This is a genomic window from Acinetobacter sp. YH12129 (genome assembly GCF_013418685.1).
Classification (GTDB): Bacteria; Pseudomonadota; Gammaproteobacteria; order Pseudomonadales; family Moraxellaceae; genus Acinetobacter; species Acinetobacter amyesii.
Genome location: NZ_VPBP01000009.1, coordinates 91497 through 107565, shown reverse-complemented (window position 1 = coordinate 107565; position 16069 = coordinate 91497). Strand labels below are relative to the sequence as shown.

Sequence of the window (16069 nt, the reverse complement as noted above, 5' to 3'; positions counted from 1 at the left end):
TGGAAGCAGATGAAATATTATTGGCGAGATTTTCAAGTCATGACAGCTGATAAAATAGAGCAATGGGTGGAGAAAGTATCAAACCAATTCGGAAAAGAATACATGTTTACTTTTTAATGACAACTTACACATTCATCCATCGATTTAGTCGGTATGCGGTGTTTTGTTGCGACTCATAACGAGTTAATTGCTGACGCGCCACACTATTCATCAATGACTTGTCATTTTTATATGACTCATACAGCATTTTTTCAGTTGGATTTAGTGCAACAACAGCATTTACAGCTTGCGCTTCCAAAGCACTTTCTAATTGAGGAAGTTCGATAGCACGCAATGCACTATAACCATGCTGACGTCCAATTTTGACGGCCGGCTTGATCGCTGTGCTGTAGACTGGAATATCAATATTTGCTAATAACTTGGCTTCTTCACCTGCTTTTTTACAATACAAATCAACTTTCTGTGGTTGATCTACCAAAGCTAAATTGACATGCAATTTATTGGCATTACTACCTAATCGTGCAGGTGCTAAAGCAATATTGTTGACTTTATTCGTGTATTGCACATTCAACCAACATGCCGCTTGATCCAAAGCGGTATTGGCAGCATTTAAGTCATACACATTACCCCAGTTTGAACGTGCCGCAGGATATAACAAACCGACTTGATTGACAGGATCATAACCACCTAAAATGGTAATGACAGGCTGACCAAATACTCGTGGTCGTGGATAATTTTGATCTGCGTTATACCAAACCGGAGCCGTCGAATTTGGCATCTTCGGTTGAGCGACTTCCATTTCACGAGTGGTTTTATTCCACTTTTTGTAGCCGGTAGGCGAAGTTTCATCCCAGACATAACGGTCAAAGTGTGGTTGAATTTTCAGGAATGTGCTGTAACCCGTATAGTGTGTGTAGCGTGATACATTACTATCAGGATACCCGCCGGACATGGCATCTTTTCCGTACGGGAACAAATTTTTAAAATTTGGGATACCATTCGCTCCATCCCACTTCCATGTCGCCGTCCATGATAGATTTCCGCGCATCATATTGCGATTGGCAATATAACCCCATCCACTGTCCGCATGATGTGCAGCCCAAAATAGATTGTCACCTACCTGACCAGGGTAATGTCCTAAACCATAGTGATGGCCAATTTCATGGCTAAATTCATTCCCTACAGAATCATAAAGCGTGAGCATGCCATTACCACCACTCAGTCCATGAGTATGCACACCATTGGCATAGTTCCCCTTCGTATGATGGACAACTACTGTTTGGGTTAATTGTGGCTGGCTCTGGTTGGCCATAGATGCACTGGTAATGCCCCAGTTGGCAAGGTTTATACCGACACTAAAGGTTGATTTACCGACATCCTCACGCATGTCTCCTGCGTAAACACCACCATCTCCGGCACTTTTACTGTCATAAATAACACCTGAGGAAACCATTGCACGTGTTAACTGCATATCATCATATTGTGCAACGGTCATTTCTGCTGCAGGAATGGTTTGGAAATAATCGGTACCCGCTTTTTCAGGCTCAAGCAGCATATAGTGACCGGTAGAATTTGGCTTATCTGCCAACATACCAACACGGATATTATTTAAAACCAATTCACCTGGTGCAGCAAAATCGATTTTATCTTCAGCCAATTCACCGCTGACTTTATTTGCATCGATAAATTTTAATCTTAGACCGGGTTTAACTTCATCCCAATTGAGTTTCGTGGTCCACGCGCGTTTACTGTACCAAACATCTGGACGACCTCTTTGCCCACTCTGGTCTGAAACAGGCATTTGCGTTGGATCATCCAATGTCGCGGTACGAATTAAGCGGTTGTTTTGATAGATTTCTACTTTGAGTTGCTTGATGTTTTGCATATCAAGTGTTGGCGTCACGATAAGCAGCGCTTCTTTTTCACTGGTTAACTGTGGCATTTTCTTGGCTTCGTTCGCATTCGGATCGACGACATGACTTTGACCAAATTGAACTTGCGCTGAAAAGTTGCCGACTAAATCATTTCGTATTTCACGAACAGCATCATTTGCATCGTAGTCATAAAAGCCAATACTGGTATCATCGACTATGTCTTGGGTCGGTTCTGGATAATTTGCAGTTGATGCAGAACCACTTGAACTATCACCACCGCCTCCACCACCACAAGCAACTAACATTAATGACACAATACAAATTGATAATTTGTTATATGAAAAACCTATCACACTTTTCACTACTATTCCCCAATTAGCCACAAAAAAATCCAATTAAGAGACTTACATAAAATATATAAATCAATAAGTTACAACAAATATAATGCTATTTTCTTTTTATTAATCATTCAATTGCCGCGTTTTGTCACTTATTAACAATTCAAATTAAATCTAAATATTTAGTATTGGCTGAATCACGATTGCTGTGACAGGTACTTCACTTATCAACTAAAATTAAGGTGTAGTCCTTTAAATACAATCGTATATTCCCGACAAAAATTGTCAGGATATTTTTAGAAACTTTGTAAATAAAAATTTTTAGAAATGGTTTAATCCCATATATTTTTTATGGTATTTTAATTTTCATCCTAGGCAGCCATTGCTGTACAAATGAAAAGAGGGATAAAAATGTCGATTAACCAATTTTTGCCATCATTAGAAAAATTTGCAGAAGCAGAAAATCAATATATTGAATATTTTACATCGAAAGGTGAAAAAGACATTTTAGGTAAAGTCATTTCAAATATGAAATCGACCGCTGAGATTCAAGCCTCTCAAGGCGTAGACTCATGGTTAGCATATGGCGTGTACTTACCAGCTGTAGAACGTATTTTTGCACTGCATCAAGGGGAAACAGAAGCTGAATTTTTTGAACGCACACAATATCCAGTTGAAATCGTACAAGCGTATAGCATTAAAGATCATGACATTGCCACATTGATTGCCGCAGACAAATACAGTCGAATCCACCAACAACATCTCCCTGTCAATACTAGCCGCTGGCCTTATAGTGACGACGGTTCAAGTATTGATTTAAATCAGTATCCTGCACGAATTAAAGCCAATATTTAATCTTTTATTTAATGAAATATTGAAAACAGATATAAAAGGCATCCGCACATGGATGCCTTTTATAAATTTTTTATTATTAGCAAAATTTCTTAAAGTTGCTGCTCAGCCTGCTGAAATTCACGAATATTTAATTCATTTAGTTCACCACGCCAAATCCATTTCAGTTTTGACTCAAGGAATACATCTCCTTCAAACCAAACAAATAAACCCTCCATCATTTTCGGCCAGTCTTCGCGTGTCACGATATTTTTACCTGAAATAATGGCAAGAATTGCAGCCAAAATCGTATCATGACTCACCGCTAGACTCAGACCATAATCATTGGTTGGATGAGTGTTGTAAATCAACTCCAAAACATCTACCACCCCATGAATGGGCTGTTTCATACCCGGCAAAGCATTATTCACAAAACTATTGATAAAGCCCAAGGCACCTTGCTTTTGAAAATATGGTCCTGCTTTTTTAATATCCAGCACAAAACTTCCCGGCTCGACCAATAATCCTTGTTCAATGATCTCGATATGGTGGGTATTTGGCTCAATCGTGACGTTATCTGCACCTTGAATCATCAATGCTGCCGTATCCACACAGCGCTGAATTGGACTAGAAATACAGTGTTGAATAACACGATCGGTATTTTCAACCAAATAGCTGCCCCACGCTTCGGCTAAATCACGTCCTTGATGCGTAAGTTGTAAGTCATAACCGGCCAAACCCTGTCCTTGTACAACTTCACGAATGGAATGACGTGTAAACAATGTTACAGGCGTCTTTTCATCCGGCAATAAGTCTATTGCTTTCAGCATACTAGGAGGGAGCAAATCTAGGGCCATAATTGACAGTTCTTAAATGCAGGAGATTTAACGGAGTGTGCTGACACTATAGCATGAACCCGATTTAGCTCAAGTTTTGTCAGGCATGTTTGCCAAAGCATTTAAGGCCAATTCTTTCATTTCGGCATTTTTAAATGCAATAAATCCACCATTTAATAAAGTCGTGCGTTGGTTATATAGAAATGCGCGACCTTTAAAATCAACCAAACCACCACCAATACGCTCGATTAAACATTGTCCAGCGCTCGTATCCCATTCACAAGTCGGATGAAAACGCGGATAAATATCCACTCGATCTTCTAACATCATACAAAACTTATATGCACTACCAGCATGGTAGGCCTGAAAAGGAGTGAGTTTTTCTAAAGCGTCTAGATAGTCCGTATAAATCGGCTTATTTTTGGCACTTTGACTCAAGCCAACGTGTACGACACTCTCTGCAGAGGTTTGAACATATTCATACCATGCAGTGGACTGGCTATCATATTTCAGCGGCAGTCCCGCAAAGGGGCAAATATATACGCTATATTCCCCCGGGATCGCCAATATGGCAAAAGTGGTATTGGCCCCATCTACCAAACTCAGATTAATGGTAAATTCAGGTCTTTTATGTAAAAACTCTTTGGTACCATCCAAGGGATCAAGCAGCCAAAATTTTTGCCATTGCATACGCTCAGACTTATCACCTTCTTCTGACAATACAGGCAAGTTAGAAACTTTGGATAATGCTTGGGTAATATAGCTATTTGCACGATAGTCCGCCTGCGTTACCGGTGAATCATCACTTTTACGTTCCACATCAAAATTCGCTCCTGAGCAATAACGCTGATATTCTTCTCGCAAAATTTCGCAAGCTTGTGTCACAATGGGAACCAACTGCAAAATCAGTGGGTCTTGCGGTGCTGTTGTTGTTTTAAACATAGAATACCTTTATATGCCAAATTACTCAGAAAAGCCGACGATCATTTTTGATATGGACGGTACTTTACTCGATCTTGCTTATGATGATTTCATTTGGAATGAGCTGCTGCCAATTCGTTATGCTGAACAGCATCAATGCTCACTCGAACAAAGCAAGCAAACGCTATTTAGTTTTTATCAACAGCATAATCATACCCTAAAATGGTACTCATCTCGCTTTTGGACGTCACAAGTTGGCGTTGATGTTTTGGCAATGCAAATAGAACAAAAAGCCAAAGTGGCTAAACGCGAAGGCTGCATTAAGCTGCTTACCTATCTAAAAGAAAATGGCTATCCTATTTGGCTTGCGACCAATGCCGACTTTGCAGGCTTACAATTCAAACTCGAAGAAACCGGTCTTCGTGATTATTTTGATGTTATCGTCAGTTCAGAAACTCTCGGTCATGCCAAAGAGTTTATTGAGTTTTGGCAAATATTAGCAAGCAAACACCCCTTCTATGCAAAAAACTGTTACTTCATTGATGACACAGAAAAAGTGCTCAATGGTGCAAAACTTTTTGGGATTGAACAGCTCTATTCGATTCAGCAACCTTCATCTGCCAAAGCGCCTCGCGAGACTTGCAATTACCCAATGCTGTCCGCATTAACAGATTTAATCCCTATTTTAGAAGCTCAAACGACTGAGCAAGCCGAGGAACAGAAAAAATATGCGTAAATCAAATCTATCCGAAGATGCGGTTGGTATGCGTATAGACAAATGGTTGTGGGCTGCACGTTTTTTTAAAACACGCTCTATTGCCAAAAATGCTATTGAAGGCGGTAAAGTTCATCATAATGGCGAACGCGTTAAAGTCTCTCGTGAAGTTCGTGTAGGCATGGAATTAACCATTGCACAAGGCCTTGAGAAAAAAACCGTGGTGGTGAAAGCACTGTCGGATGTTCGTGGGCCTGCCCCCACCGCTCAGCTGCTTTATGATGAAACTGAGGTCAGTATTGCAAAACGGGAATTGCTCGCATCCCAAAGAAAGTTGCATAATCTAGCTCGGCCAGATCATCGACCAAGTAAAAAAGATCGTCGAGATATTGGTAAATTTAAAAGAGAAAATGATCAACAGTTTGACCAGCAATGGTCTTATAATGATGATTAAGTTAAAGCGTCACAACATGTCGCACCTGTTGTGATTTTCATAGAACAAAAGGATGATTTCTGTCACTATACCCTCGTGGAACAGATCTAAACTGAATACATCCACTTGAGTATATTGTTTCGTGACATCGTATTGAGGTTGTAAGATGGATGATAATAAAAGCAAGGCGTTAAATGCGGCCTTAAGCCAAATTGAAAAGCAGTTTGGTAAAAACACCGTTATGCGTCTTGGTGATAATACCGTGCAGGCAGTTGAAGCTGTCTCTACAGGTTCTTTAACATTAGATATCGCACTAGGTATTGGTGGTTTGCCTAAAGGTCGTATCGTAGAAATCTACGGTCCTGAATCTTCTGGTAAAACGACTATGACATTACAAGCTATTGCACAATGTCAGAAAGCTGGCGGTACTTGTGCATTCATCGATGCTGAACATGCATTAGACCCTCAATACGCACGTAAACTTGGCGTAGATATTGATAACTTACTTGTTTCACAGCCAGACAATGGTGAACAAGCACTTGAAATTGCAGACATGCTGGTACGTTCAGGTGCCATTGACCTGATCGTTGTCGACTCGGTCGCTGCACTGACCCCTCGCGCCGAAATTGAAGGCGAAATGGGTGACTCACACATGGGCTTACAAGCTCGCCTGATGAGCCAAGCACTGCGTAAAATTACCGGTAATGCGAAACGTTCGAACTGTATGGTGATCTTCATTAACCAAATCCGTATGAAGATTGGTGTAATGTTTGGTAGCCCAGAAACCACAACGGGTGGTAATGCACTTAAATTCTATGCATCTGTACGTTTAGATATCCGCCGTATTGGTCAAGTGAAAGAAGGCGACGAAATCATTGGTTCAGAAACCAAAGTGAAAGTTGTGAAAAACAAAATGGCTCCTCCATTCCGTGAAGCGATTTTCCAAATTCTTTATGGTAAAGGCGTGAACCATTTAGGTGAGCTTGTTGACCTCGCAGTACAACAAGAAATTGTTCAAAAAGCAGGTGCTTGGTATTCATACCAAGGTGACAAGATTGGGCAAGGTAAAAACAATACCATTCGCCACTTAGAAGAACACCCTGAACTTGTGCAAACTATCGAAAAACTGATTCGTGAACAACTTCTGACTACGGGTACAGCACCTGTAGAAGACAAAGACGAAGAAGAACCAGACTTTTTAGATGCTTAATTACAGCATACTTTAATAGTAGACGAAACGCCCTACGGGGCGTTTTGTTTTGCACTCAAAATTTGTATTAAAATGACCCCATGACTAAAGACCATTTTCCACTCTTGCTCGACTACGAAGCACTAAAACAACAGTTCGCAGAAGCTGAAGAACCTACCTGCGCAAATCATACTGCACAAACTGACATTTCACATGACAATACTTCGGTGACCGATCACTCTGCGTTGCATTTTGATGCCAATGGTAAAGATGTTCATGCTGAAAAAAAACCAGGACTGCGCGGCTCTCGTTTACGCTCCTACGCCTTTGCAGTACTCACACGTAAAGAATACTCAAAAGCGGATTTAATCGAGAAATTAGCACTGTATGCGGATAGTCGTGAAGAAGTCATACACTTGGTGGAAGAACTCGCACGTGAGAACTATCAAAGCGATCAGCGTGTAGCAGAAATGCTGTTGTCGAGTCAAAAGCGTAAAGGTAAAGGTCCCAACCGTATAAAGCTCGCTTTAAAAAATAAAAAAGTAGACAGTGAATTAATTCAGGATGAATTAAAAGAAACAGATTGGGTCGCCGAAGCCTACCAGCTCAAGATCAAAAAATTTGGCAAAGCTGTTGAACGTGATCCAAAACAAAAAGCCAAACAAATACGTTTTTTACAATATCGAGGATTCGATCTCGATACGATTTTTAAAGTGATTGCACGTAAAGAATTTGATGCCGAATAACAAAGATATAGATCTAAATAAAGAATTAATAAAACTAAAATAAAGAAGAATCTAGGATTAAAAAAAATGAGAGGACGTTTAATTTATTATGATTGAAACTGGTGGCAACCCTACCAGCAAGACTTCGGCACATCATATTTCTACTACCGTTGCTACCTTCCGGTCCTGGCGGGGTTTGTAGAGTACAATTGCGAAGTAACCGGCAGGGCTACCATTGCAAGAACAGAGTATAGAGATTTTTGATAAACATGCAAGACTAAAACCAAGAATTCCTGAGTAGAAAACACTGTTTGATTATTTATAAATCAATATGATGGTCGATGATGTAGAAAACGTGAAACATCATCACTATATTTTTACTTTAATACACAACAAGATTGTAAAAGCTTATTGCAATTCAGAACTTTGGCGTTTTTAATGTGCTTATCGTTTTATCTAAAGCAGTCTGTAATAAAACTATTCAATACGGACATGCTTGCAACTACATGGAATTTTTATGATGTTTAAACAGCATGTATTGTGTGCCCTTACATTGACTTGCTCAGGTACGCTATTTGCCAATATTCCAATTGAATCTCGCGGTTTGAGTGGCGCAGATAATGGCACTGTGTATACAGCAAATAATACAGCCATTCAAACAGGTGCTGGCTCTACCCCTACGCCAACAAATTTAAATTGGCAGCTCATGCAGAAGAACCAACAGCTCGAAAATGAATTGCGTAGCTTACGCGGTAAAATGGAAGAGCAAGACAATATTATCGAACAATTAAAAAGTGAACTTACAAACCGCTATGCAGATTTAGATCAACGTTTAGAGCTACTCCAACAAAAAGTAGATCCGAGTGAAGACACAGAAGCTGCGGAGGATAACCAACAAGGTACTGCACCCAGCAGCAGCTAATACAACCCCTACACCAGCTAAACAACCTACGACCCAAGCAACATTAAGCTCATCTGCAAAACAACCTGTAAATGCAGGTGGTGACTCACTTGAGCTTGAGAAAGCAGCTTATACCGTTGCTTTAGATGCATATAAACAAGGTGGTGCGAAAAAAGCCATTGCACCAATGAAAAACTTTATTAAGAATAATCCTAATAGCGTCTACATCAGCAATGCATATTTTTGGTTAGCTGAGTTCAACCTTGCTGTTGAACCGACCAACTACGCAGAAGCGAAAAAGAACTATAGTATCGTGGTAAATCAATACCCTGAGTCGACCCGCGCGCCTAGAGCGTTATATCAACTGTATAGCATTGCAAAAGACGTAGATCGAAACAGCAGTTTAGCAACGCAGCTCAAAACCAAGCTTACCCAAAAGTATCCAAAATCTGAAGAAGCAGGCTTTGTTAAAAAATAGGACTTTTTTTTAACGCAAAAAAAAGACACCTTATAAGGTGTCTTTTTTTATTCGCAGCATTTAGCGTACGATACCGCGCTTAGACTGCTCAAGTGAGTCGATCAACAATTGCGCTTCTGCCACTTCAGGCAAAATTTCAGTACGAATACGTTCAATCGCTTCATTCGTCGTTAATCCATCTTTATAGATCAATTTAAAGGATTCACGTAAACCTTGAATCACATTTTTAGACCAACCTTTACGACGCATTCCTTCAATGTTCATGGCAAAAGCATGGGCTGGATTACCAGATACCATGACATAAGCAGGTACATCTTTCAAAATAAGAGATGCACCACCAATCATACTGTAAGAATCGATTTTACAGAATTGATGAATACCAGAGTTACCACCTACGATGACATAATCACCGATGTGGACATGGCCTGCAACGCCGACGTTATTAGCAAAGATATTGTGATCACCTACCACACAGTCATGTGCAATATGTGTATTGACCATCAATAAATTATGACTTCCAACTTTAGTTAGACCCTGATCTTGAACAGTACCACGGTGTAAACTACAGTGTTCACGAATCGAGTTATGATCCCCGATTTCTAACCACGTTTCTTCACCAGCATATTTCAAGTCTTGGCAAACTTCACCAACACTGGCAAATTGAAAAATTTCGTTATGTTGACCAATACGGGTATAACCACCCACCACAACATGTGAATGCAGTTTAGTACCCGCTCCAATTGTGACATGAGGACCAATAATACAATATGGTCCAATTTGCACATCCGGAGCAATTACTGCTGATGAGTCAATAATGGCGGTAGGATGAATTAATTCGTTATTGCTCATGCTGTCTCTGTTTTCTGATGCGAAACCATAATTTCCGCGGTTGCTGCGACTACGCCATCTACAGTGGCAACACAATTATATTTGTAAATGCCACGCTTTTGCATCACTAATTCTGATTTTAATACAAGTTGATCGCCTGCAACGACTTGTTTTTTAAATCGGACCTTTTCTGCACCAGCAAATAAGAACAACGAACCCGCTGAAGGTTTCTCATTATTCATGATGAAACCTAAGATACCCGACACTTGCGCCAATGCTTCAACAATCAGCACACCCGGCATAATTGGGTATTCAGGGAAATGACCCTGTAAAAATTCTTCGTTAATCGTTACATTTTTATAGCCTACAATCCCGTTGTCAGTCACTTCAACAACACGATCAACCAATAAAAACGGATAACGATGTGGCAAATATTCACGAATAGTCTGAATAGTCATTGGTAATTCAGGTTTTGTGAAAGCTGGGGTATTCGACTCTGTCATCATAATTATTTACGCAATTTAAATGTTGATTCAAGGGACTCAATTTGAGACTGCATATGATCAAGTCGTTTGACCAATTGGGTCAATGGCACATCTGCTAATTGTTTAAAGCGGATTGCTGCCTTTTTCCAAGAACCACTTTCAAGCATTGGCGTACCTGAAGAATAACTCCCAGCAACGGAAATACTTTTTGTGACCATTGACATACCAGTAATTGTCACATTATCTGCAATATTAATGTGACCTACGATACCAACAGCCCCTGCTAGCACACAATTTTTGCCAATAGTTGTACTACCTGCAATGCCACATTTCGCAGCCATTGCTGTATTTGCACCAACTTTGACGTTATGCGCGATTTGCACAAGGTTATCAATAATGACACCATCTTCCAAAATTGTGTCATCTAAAGCACCACGGTCGATACTACAATTTGAGCCAATACGCACATCATTCCCGATACGTACAGAACCTAATTGAGCAATACGATGCCATTTCCCTTGATAAGGTGCAAAACCAAATCCTTCACCACCGACCACCGTATTTGCATGGATACGTACACGATCACCTAACTTGGCTTCACCAGTAATCGTCACATGCGAATCGATAAAACAATCTTTACCAATTTCAACACCATGATCAATCTTCACTTGTGATTCAATGCGCGTTCCTTCACCCACCACACTATTCGCACCAATCACCACATAATGCCCAATATAAGCAGTATCAGAAATGATTGCGGAAGGATGAATTTGAGCAGTACTTTCAATACCTGTTTCTACAGATTTTTTTTCAAAAACATGCGTTAGAATAGCGAAAGCCAGATACGGATTGGGTACAACAATGAAGTTTTGCTGCGAAGAGATTTGTGACTGCATGTCTGCAGTCACAATCAGCGCACCAGCCTGAGACTGTTGAGCTTCATTCAGATACTTATCTGCGTTTAAAAATGCAAGCTGATGCGGTTGAGCACTCTCTAAACTTGCCATTCCACTGAATAGCAAATCTAGCTGGCCAATACATTGACCTTGAACAAGTTGAGCAAGCTTTTCTAAACTGAATTTTTGAGAATTCATTGATTATTTAATTGCATTAACCTTTTGAATCATTTTATCAGTTAAATCAAACTTAGGGTCATACGCAAGTGCTGAATTTTTATTCAAAACAACATCTAACTTATTTTCTGTGCGCAATTGTTCTGCAACTTGCTTGATTCGTGTATCCATCGTGCGATTTAAAGACTGAATATTCCCTTGAACCGAAGCTTGAACTTTTTGCTGTAAATCAGTCAGCTCTTTAAGTTTAGTTTGATACTGTTGACCCATTTGCTGCTTTTGCGCAGCAGTCAACTTATCACCACCCTGCTGAGCTTTTTGCTGCATTGCTTCCAGCTCTTTAGCCAGTGATTCAATTTTAGTGGTTTGTGGTTTCAATTGCTGTTGAATTTGAGCATTTTGTTGTTTTATATAAGTGCTTTGATCCACCACCTTTTCTAAATCAACCACACCGTAACCTGCTGCATGTACCACAGCAGAACATGACATACCCAATACCGCCAAACCAGCAAATAATTTATTCATCTTATCAACCTGTAATTTTGTTATTCCCAGAAGGGTCGTACTTAGAAGGTACGACCAATCTCGAATTGAATTTCTTTTGTTTCATCACCAGCTTTGTCATTAAGCGGGAATGCATAACTGAGTGAAATTGGACCAATCATCGTGATCCAAGTAAAGCCTGCACCAACGCTATAACGCATATTTTTCATATCAAAACCGAAGTTATCTTTACAGTATTTGCGATCTTCACTTGACTGAGATACATCACATTGGGTATCAAATACTTGCGCGCCTTCAGCAAACAATACTGGGCGTACTTGACGCGCCCAATCGCCTTTAAATGGCACAGGTAAAGCTAATTCAGTACCAAATTGAATTAAAGCATTACCACCAACTTCTTCCATATCATAATCAGTTTGATTGGTATCTTGGTAATAAACACCCGGATATTTTGGACCCAACGTACTGTTATCATAACCACGTACCGAACCAAAACCACCTGCATAGAAGTTTTTATAAAATGGTAAATCATTACCATAACCCAACTTACCATAGCCACGGAACACAAAGTCTTTACCTAATGGGAAGTAAGCCTGGGCATCATACGTAACTTTTTGATATTCAACATCACTACCAGGTAGCGCCACTTCGGCATTCACACGATGAGACATACCTGACGTTGGGAATACTGGACGGTTTAAGGTGTTATATGACCAACCTAAATTTAAATTATAAGTTAAAAAATCACCTTGATACTCAGCACCATATGGCAACGTATTAATCACATTACCTTTAGAGTCTACGCAACCTTTATCCACATCTGTTGTACCAGGACAATATTGACCTGTTTTTGTTTCCTTACCACCATGGCTCGTTAAATAATCAGCAACATATGTAGAAACATAAGGACCCGTAGTCACATCAGTTTTATCTACATTTAACCCCATACTGATACTTTGGTTTTCATCGATCGGATAACCAAAGTTAATACCACCACCAAAACTGTCAGTGACGTAGTTGTTAACGTTATAGTCGTCATCTAACTTGGTTTTACGGTAGTACATATTATAACCACGACGTACACCATCAATAGTGAAATACGGGTCAGTTACACTGAGGTTGTAGTAATCTTGAGTCTCAGAACGTGACAAATCGATAGAAACTGCATTACCTGTACCCAAGAAGTTGGTTTGACTCAAACCTGCTTGGAAAGTTACACCGCCACTTTGTGAGAAACCAACAGCCAAAGTACTTGTACCTGAATGCTGTTCTTCAACATTCACATTTAAATCAATTTGATCTGGCGTACCCGGAATACGTGCAGGTTTAACATCAACGGTTTTAAAGAAGCCTGTACGCTCTAAACGCACTTTAGACAAATCAATTTTTTCGTTACTTGCTAATGCGCCTTCCATTTGACGCATTTCACGACGTAGCACTTCATCAGCTGTTTTCGAGTTACCTGTAAAATTAATGCGGCGAACAGTGACTTGCTGACCCGGATTCACATAGTAATTTAAATCAACCAATTTGGTGTCTTTATTGATTTCAGGAACAATGTTCACTTCTGCAAAGTAGTAACCTGCGTTACCGTATTTACGAAGTAAAAGTTGTTTAACACCATTCACTTTTTCTTGTGAATATAAATCGCCATCTTTATAGAGTTTTAAAGCGTTTAAATCAGTTTGCGTATAAAGCGTATCACCTAAGAAATGGGTTTCACCAAACTTAAATTGTTCGCCTTCATCCACCGAAACTTCGATAAAGACATGTTTTTTATCTTCACTCAAATTCAGACTTGAGTTGGTAATGTTAAAGTTGATGTAACCTTTGTTGAGATACATCGCACGTAAAGCTTCTAAACTCGCAGCCATCTTTTCACGTGCGTAGCGGTCATTACGAGAAATGATCGAGTTCCAACCACTTTCTTTTAATGCAAAAATTTGTTTAATTTCGCTTTCTTTAAAAACCGTATTACCAATGATATTAATATCAAATACTTTGGCAGATTGACCTTCTTCAAACTCGATTAAGACATTTACACGGTTATTCGGTTGAGCGGTTGTAATAACTTTTACATCAGCATCGTAGCGACCTTGCTGCATGTACTGTTGTTCTAATTCAGTTTCAACCGTTTGCAAAGATGATTTCTTTAAAACTTCACCTTCGGACAGACCCATTTTCTTTAAGCCTTCTTCCAAGGCTTCTTTAGGAATAAGTTTATTGCCTTTTAGCTCAACTTTAGAAATTACTGGGCGTTCAACCACTGTATATACAAGGGTATTACCGACTTGTGAAGACTTCACATCATCAAACAAACCCGACGCAAACATGCTACGAATTGAGTTTGAAATGATTTGATCATTGACACGATCACCAGCGGAGAATGGGATCATTCCGGCTACATTGTCAGGAGTTAAACGCACTAAGCCATCAACACGAATATCTTGTACTACAAAATCATCTGCTGCATATACTTGTTGTGCTACGGCCATAGCACTAACCAGTGCCAATGGCATAAATAAATGTTTGTGCTGCATGCCAGTCTTTTCCGCTGTTAATTTATTTCGTATAACGTTCTTATAAACGCATAATGTCATTGAATAGAGCCAGTAGCATCATGCTACCCAGCAATACAATACCAATTTTTAATCCAACCAATTGTATTTGTTCAGAAACAGGTTTACCACGAATTAATTCAATAAAATAGTAAATTAAATGACCGCCATCGAGCATAGGAATCGGTAGTAAATTTAAAATACCCAAACTTACACTCATCAGTGCCATAAATGAAATGAAGGTTTGCCACCCCATCTCAGCACTTTGTCCAGCCACTTTCGCAATAGTAATCGGACCAGATAAATTATCTAAACCAACCAAACCACGCACCATTTTTACAATAGAATTCAGGATCATACTAGATATCTGACCTGTTTTTTCTACCGCTTTGCCCATCGCCTCTACAGGCGTGTATTGAATGGTTTGTTTGTATTCGGCTGGAATATTGACTTTACCCGGATCACTTTGTACACCTAAAAGCCCTGTGACTTTACCCATTTGGTCACGCTTACCTTGCGGCATCACGCTTAAATGCACAATTTTATTTTGTCGTAAAACATCAATTTTAAGTAACTTTTCTGGAGAAGCTTGTACAACTTGTACAACATCAAACCAGTCTTTCATTTTTACGCCATCGATCGAAACAATTCGATCACCCACCTGCATCCCTTGGCGTATTGCTGCACCATCTTCACTAAGCTTTGAAACCACTGCAGGAATTTCAGGACGATACGGTGTAAAACCTAGAACATCGAGTGGTGACTGAGTTTGATCGCGTAAGAAACTCTGAATCGGTAAACTAAAGTTTTGAATTTGCCCTGCACGTTCAGCTTGAATTTGAATATTGCCAGTTTCACCTACACGATCAACCAAGGCATAATTCAAGCGCTCCCAAGTGGATACTTGAGTGCCATCTACTGCAGTAATTTTATCACCAGTCTGCATTTGCGCAGCCGCTGCTGGCGTATTCGGTAAAATTTTACCTACGCGCGTATTGAGCTGTTCCTGAGCTGGTAAAAATAAAATCCAAAACAACACGACTGCAAAAGCTAAGTTTATGAGTGGCCCTGCCGCAACAATTGCAATACGCTTCCAAGGGTGTTGTCGGTTAAATGCTTTTGGTAAGTCTTCTGCTGCGACATCACCTTCACGCTCATCCAACATTTTGACATAACCACCGAGTGGCAATGCAGACAGTTGATATTGAATACCTGATTTCTTCGACGTCCACTTGAGCAGTGTTGGGCCAAAACCAATCGAATAAACTAAAACCTTTACGCCCAGTTTACGTGCAACAAAATAATGCCCAAATTCATGAATCGCAATCAGCGGTCCAAGTAACAATATTGCTGCAATAATCATAAACAAGGCATTCATGT

General features: G+C 39.9%; 14 protein-coding genes, 1 other RNA gene and 2 pseudogenes. 7 read left to right on the top strand and 10 right to left on the bottom strand.

Annotated features, from left to right (window positions below; translation table 11 throughout):
* A pseudogene (locus FTU65_RS07075) lies at positions 1-117 on the top strand (transposase); the annotation flags it as partial.
* 7 nt (positions 118-124) lie between these two features.
* Here FTU65_RS07075 and FTU65_RS07070 read toward each other — a convergent pair.
* Complete coding sequence (locus FTU65_RS07070) at positions 125-2179, bottom strand: M66 family metalloprotease (RefSeq protein ID WP_180066536.1); 2055 nt, start codon at positions 2177-2179, stop codon at positions 125-127.
* Between the two features lie 444 nt (positions 2180-2623).
* On the opposite strand from FTU65_RS07070, the gene FTU65_RS07065 reads away from it, so the two are divergent.
* The gene (locus tag FTU65_RS07065) at positions 2624-3067 is read left to right on the top strand and encodes a hypothetical protein (protein WP_180066534.1); all 444 of its coding nucleotides are present in this window, start codon (positions 2624-2626) and stop codon (positions 3065-3067) included.
* 89 nt (positions 3068-3156) lie between these two features.
* On the opposite strand, the gene FTU65_RS07060 is transcribed toward FTU65_RS07065, so the two are convergent.
* Both FTU65_RS07060 and FTU65_RS07055 read right to left on the bottom strand, forming a co-directional pair.
* Positions 3157-3900, bottom strand: a complete 744-nt coding sequence (locus FTU65_RS07060) for a histidine phosphatase family protein (protein ID WP_078188709.1) — start codon at positions 3898-3900, stop codon at positions 3157-3159.
* 69 nt (positions 3901-3969) lie between these two features.
* The gene (locus tag FTU65_RS07055; RefSeq protein WP_180059080.1) at positions 3970-4821 is read right to left on the bottom strand and encodes a 3'(2'),5'-bisphosphate nucleotidase CysQ; all 852 of its coding nucleotides are present in this window, start codon (positions 4819-4821) and stop codon (positions 3970-3972) included.
* A gap of 13 nt (positions 4822-4834) precedes the next feature.
* Here FTU65_RS07055 and FTU65_RS07050 point away from each other — a divergent pair, with 13 nt between their 5' ends.
* The 4 genes from FTU65_RS07050 (at position 4835) to FTU65_RS07035 (ending at position 7883) form a co-directional block, all read left to right on the top strand.
* Entirely contained in the window at positions 4835-5536 is a 702-nt protein-coding gene (locus FTU65_RS07050; protein ID WP_180007774.1) for an HAD-IA family hydrolase, read from the top strand.
* Positions 5529-5969 (top strand): RNA-binding S4 domain-containing protein, encoded by a 441-nt coding sequence (locus FTU65_RS07045; RefSeq protein WP_180007773.1) that lies wholly within the window; start codon positions 5529-5531, stop codon positions 5967-5969. Before FTU65_RS07050 ends, FTU65_RS07045 begins: the two co-directional genes overlap by 8 nt.
* A 145-nt stretch (positions 5970-6114) precedes the next feature.
* Complete coding sequence (gene recA, locus FTU65_RS07040; protein ID WP_078193524.1) at positions 6115-7158, top strand: recombinase RecA; 1044 nt, start codon at positions 6115-6117, stop codon at positions 7156-7158.
* Positions 7159-7238: 80 nt separating this feature from the next.
* The gene (locus FTU65_RS07035) at positions 7239-7883 is read left to right on the top strand and encodes a regulatory protein RecX (protein ID WP_180004627.1); all 645 of its coding nucleotides are present in this window, start codon (positions 7239-7241) and stop codon (positions 7881-7883) included.
* A gap of 108 nt (positions 7884-7991) precedes the next feature.
* Here the strand turns inward: FTU65_RS07035 and ffs are convergent.
* Positions 7992-8088: signal recognition particle sRNA small type (gene ffs / locus FTU65_RS07030), an RNA gene on the bottom strand.
* Positions 8089-8379: 291 nt separating this feature from the next.
* Here ffs and FTU65_RS07025 point away from each other — a divergent pair.
* Positions 8380-9241, top strand: a pseudogene (locus FTU65_RS07025) (YbgF trimerization domain-containing protein).
* A 60-nt stretch (positions 9242-9301) separates the two neighbouring features.
* Here the strand turns inward: FTU65_RS07025 and lpxA are convergent.
* From lpxA to rseP, 6 genes are read right to left on the bottom strand one after another with little or no spacing between them, the layout of a single operon-like run.
* Positions 9302-10090 carry an acyl-ACP--UDP-N-acetylglucosamine O-acyltransferase gene (gene lpxA, locus FTU65_RS07020; protein WP_180003887.1) on the bottom strand — a complete coding sequence of 263 codons (789 nt, stop codon included), beginning with the start codon at positions 10088-10090 and terminating at the stop codon, positions 9302-9304.
* Positions 10087-10572 carry a 3-hydroxyacyl-ACP dehydratase FabZ gene (gene fabZ / locus FTU65_RS07015; protein WP_171263789.1) on the bottom strand — a complete coding sequence of 162 codons (486 nt, stop codon included), beginning with the start codon at positions 10570-10572 and terminating at the stop codon, positions 10087-10089. The genes lpxA and fabZ overlap by 4 nt, the downstream gene beginning before the upstream one ends.
* Positions 10573-10577: 5 nt before the next feature.
* Positions 10578-11648: a UDP-3-O-(3-hydroxymyristoyl)glucosamine N-acyltransferase gene (gene lpxD, locus FTU65_RS07010; protein WP_180065065.1), complete on the bottom strand. Its 1071-nt coding sequence runs from the start codon at positions 11646-11648 to the stop codon at positions 10578-10580.
* Positions 11649-11651: 3 nt separating this feature from the next.
* The gene (locus FTU65_RS07005; RefSeq protein ID WP_180048911.1) at positions 11652-12152 is read right to left on the bottom strand and encodes an OmpH family outer membrane protein; all 501 of its coding nucleotides are present in this window, start codon (positions 12150-12152) and stop codon (positions 11652-11654) included.
* A gap of 41 nt (positions 12153-12193) precedes the next feature.
* Positions 12194-14671, bottom strand: coding sequence for an outer membrane protein assembly factor BamA (gene bamA / locus FTU65_RS07000; protein WP_180065064.1), 2478 nt, complete (start codon positions 14669-14671; stop codon positions 12194-12196).
* Between the two features lie 40 nt (positions 14672-14711).
* Positions 14712-16067, bottom strand: coding sequence for an RIP metalloprotease RseP (rseP, locus tag FTU65_RS06995; RefSeq protein ID WP_180065063.1), 1356 nt, complete (start codon positions 16065-16067; stop codon positions 14712-14714).
* Positions 16068-16069: the final 2 nt, after the last annotated feature.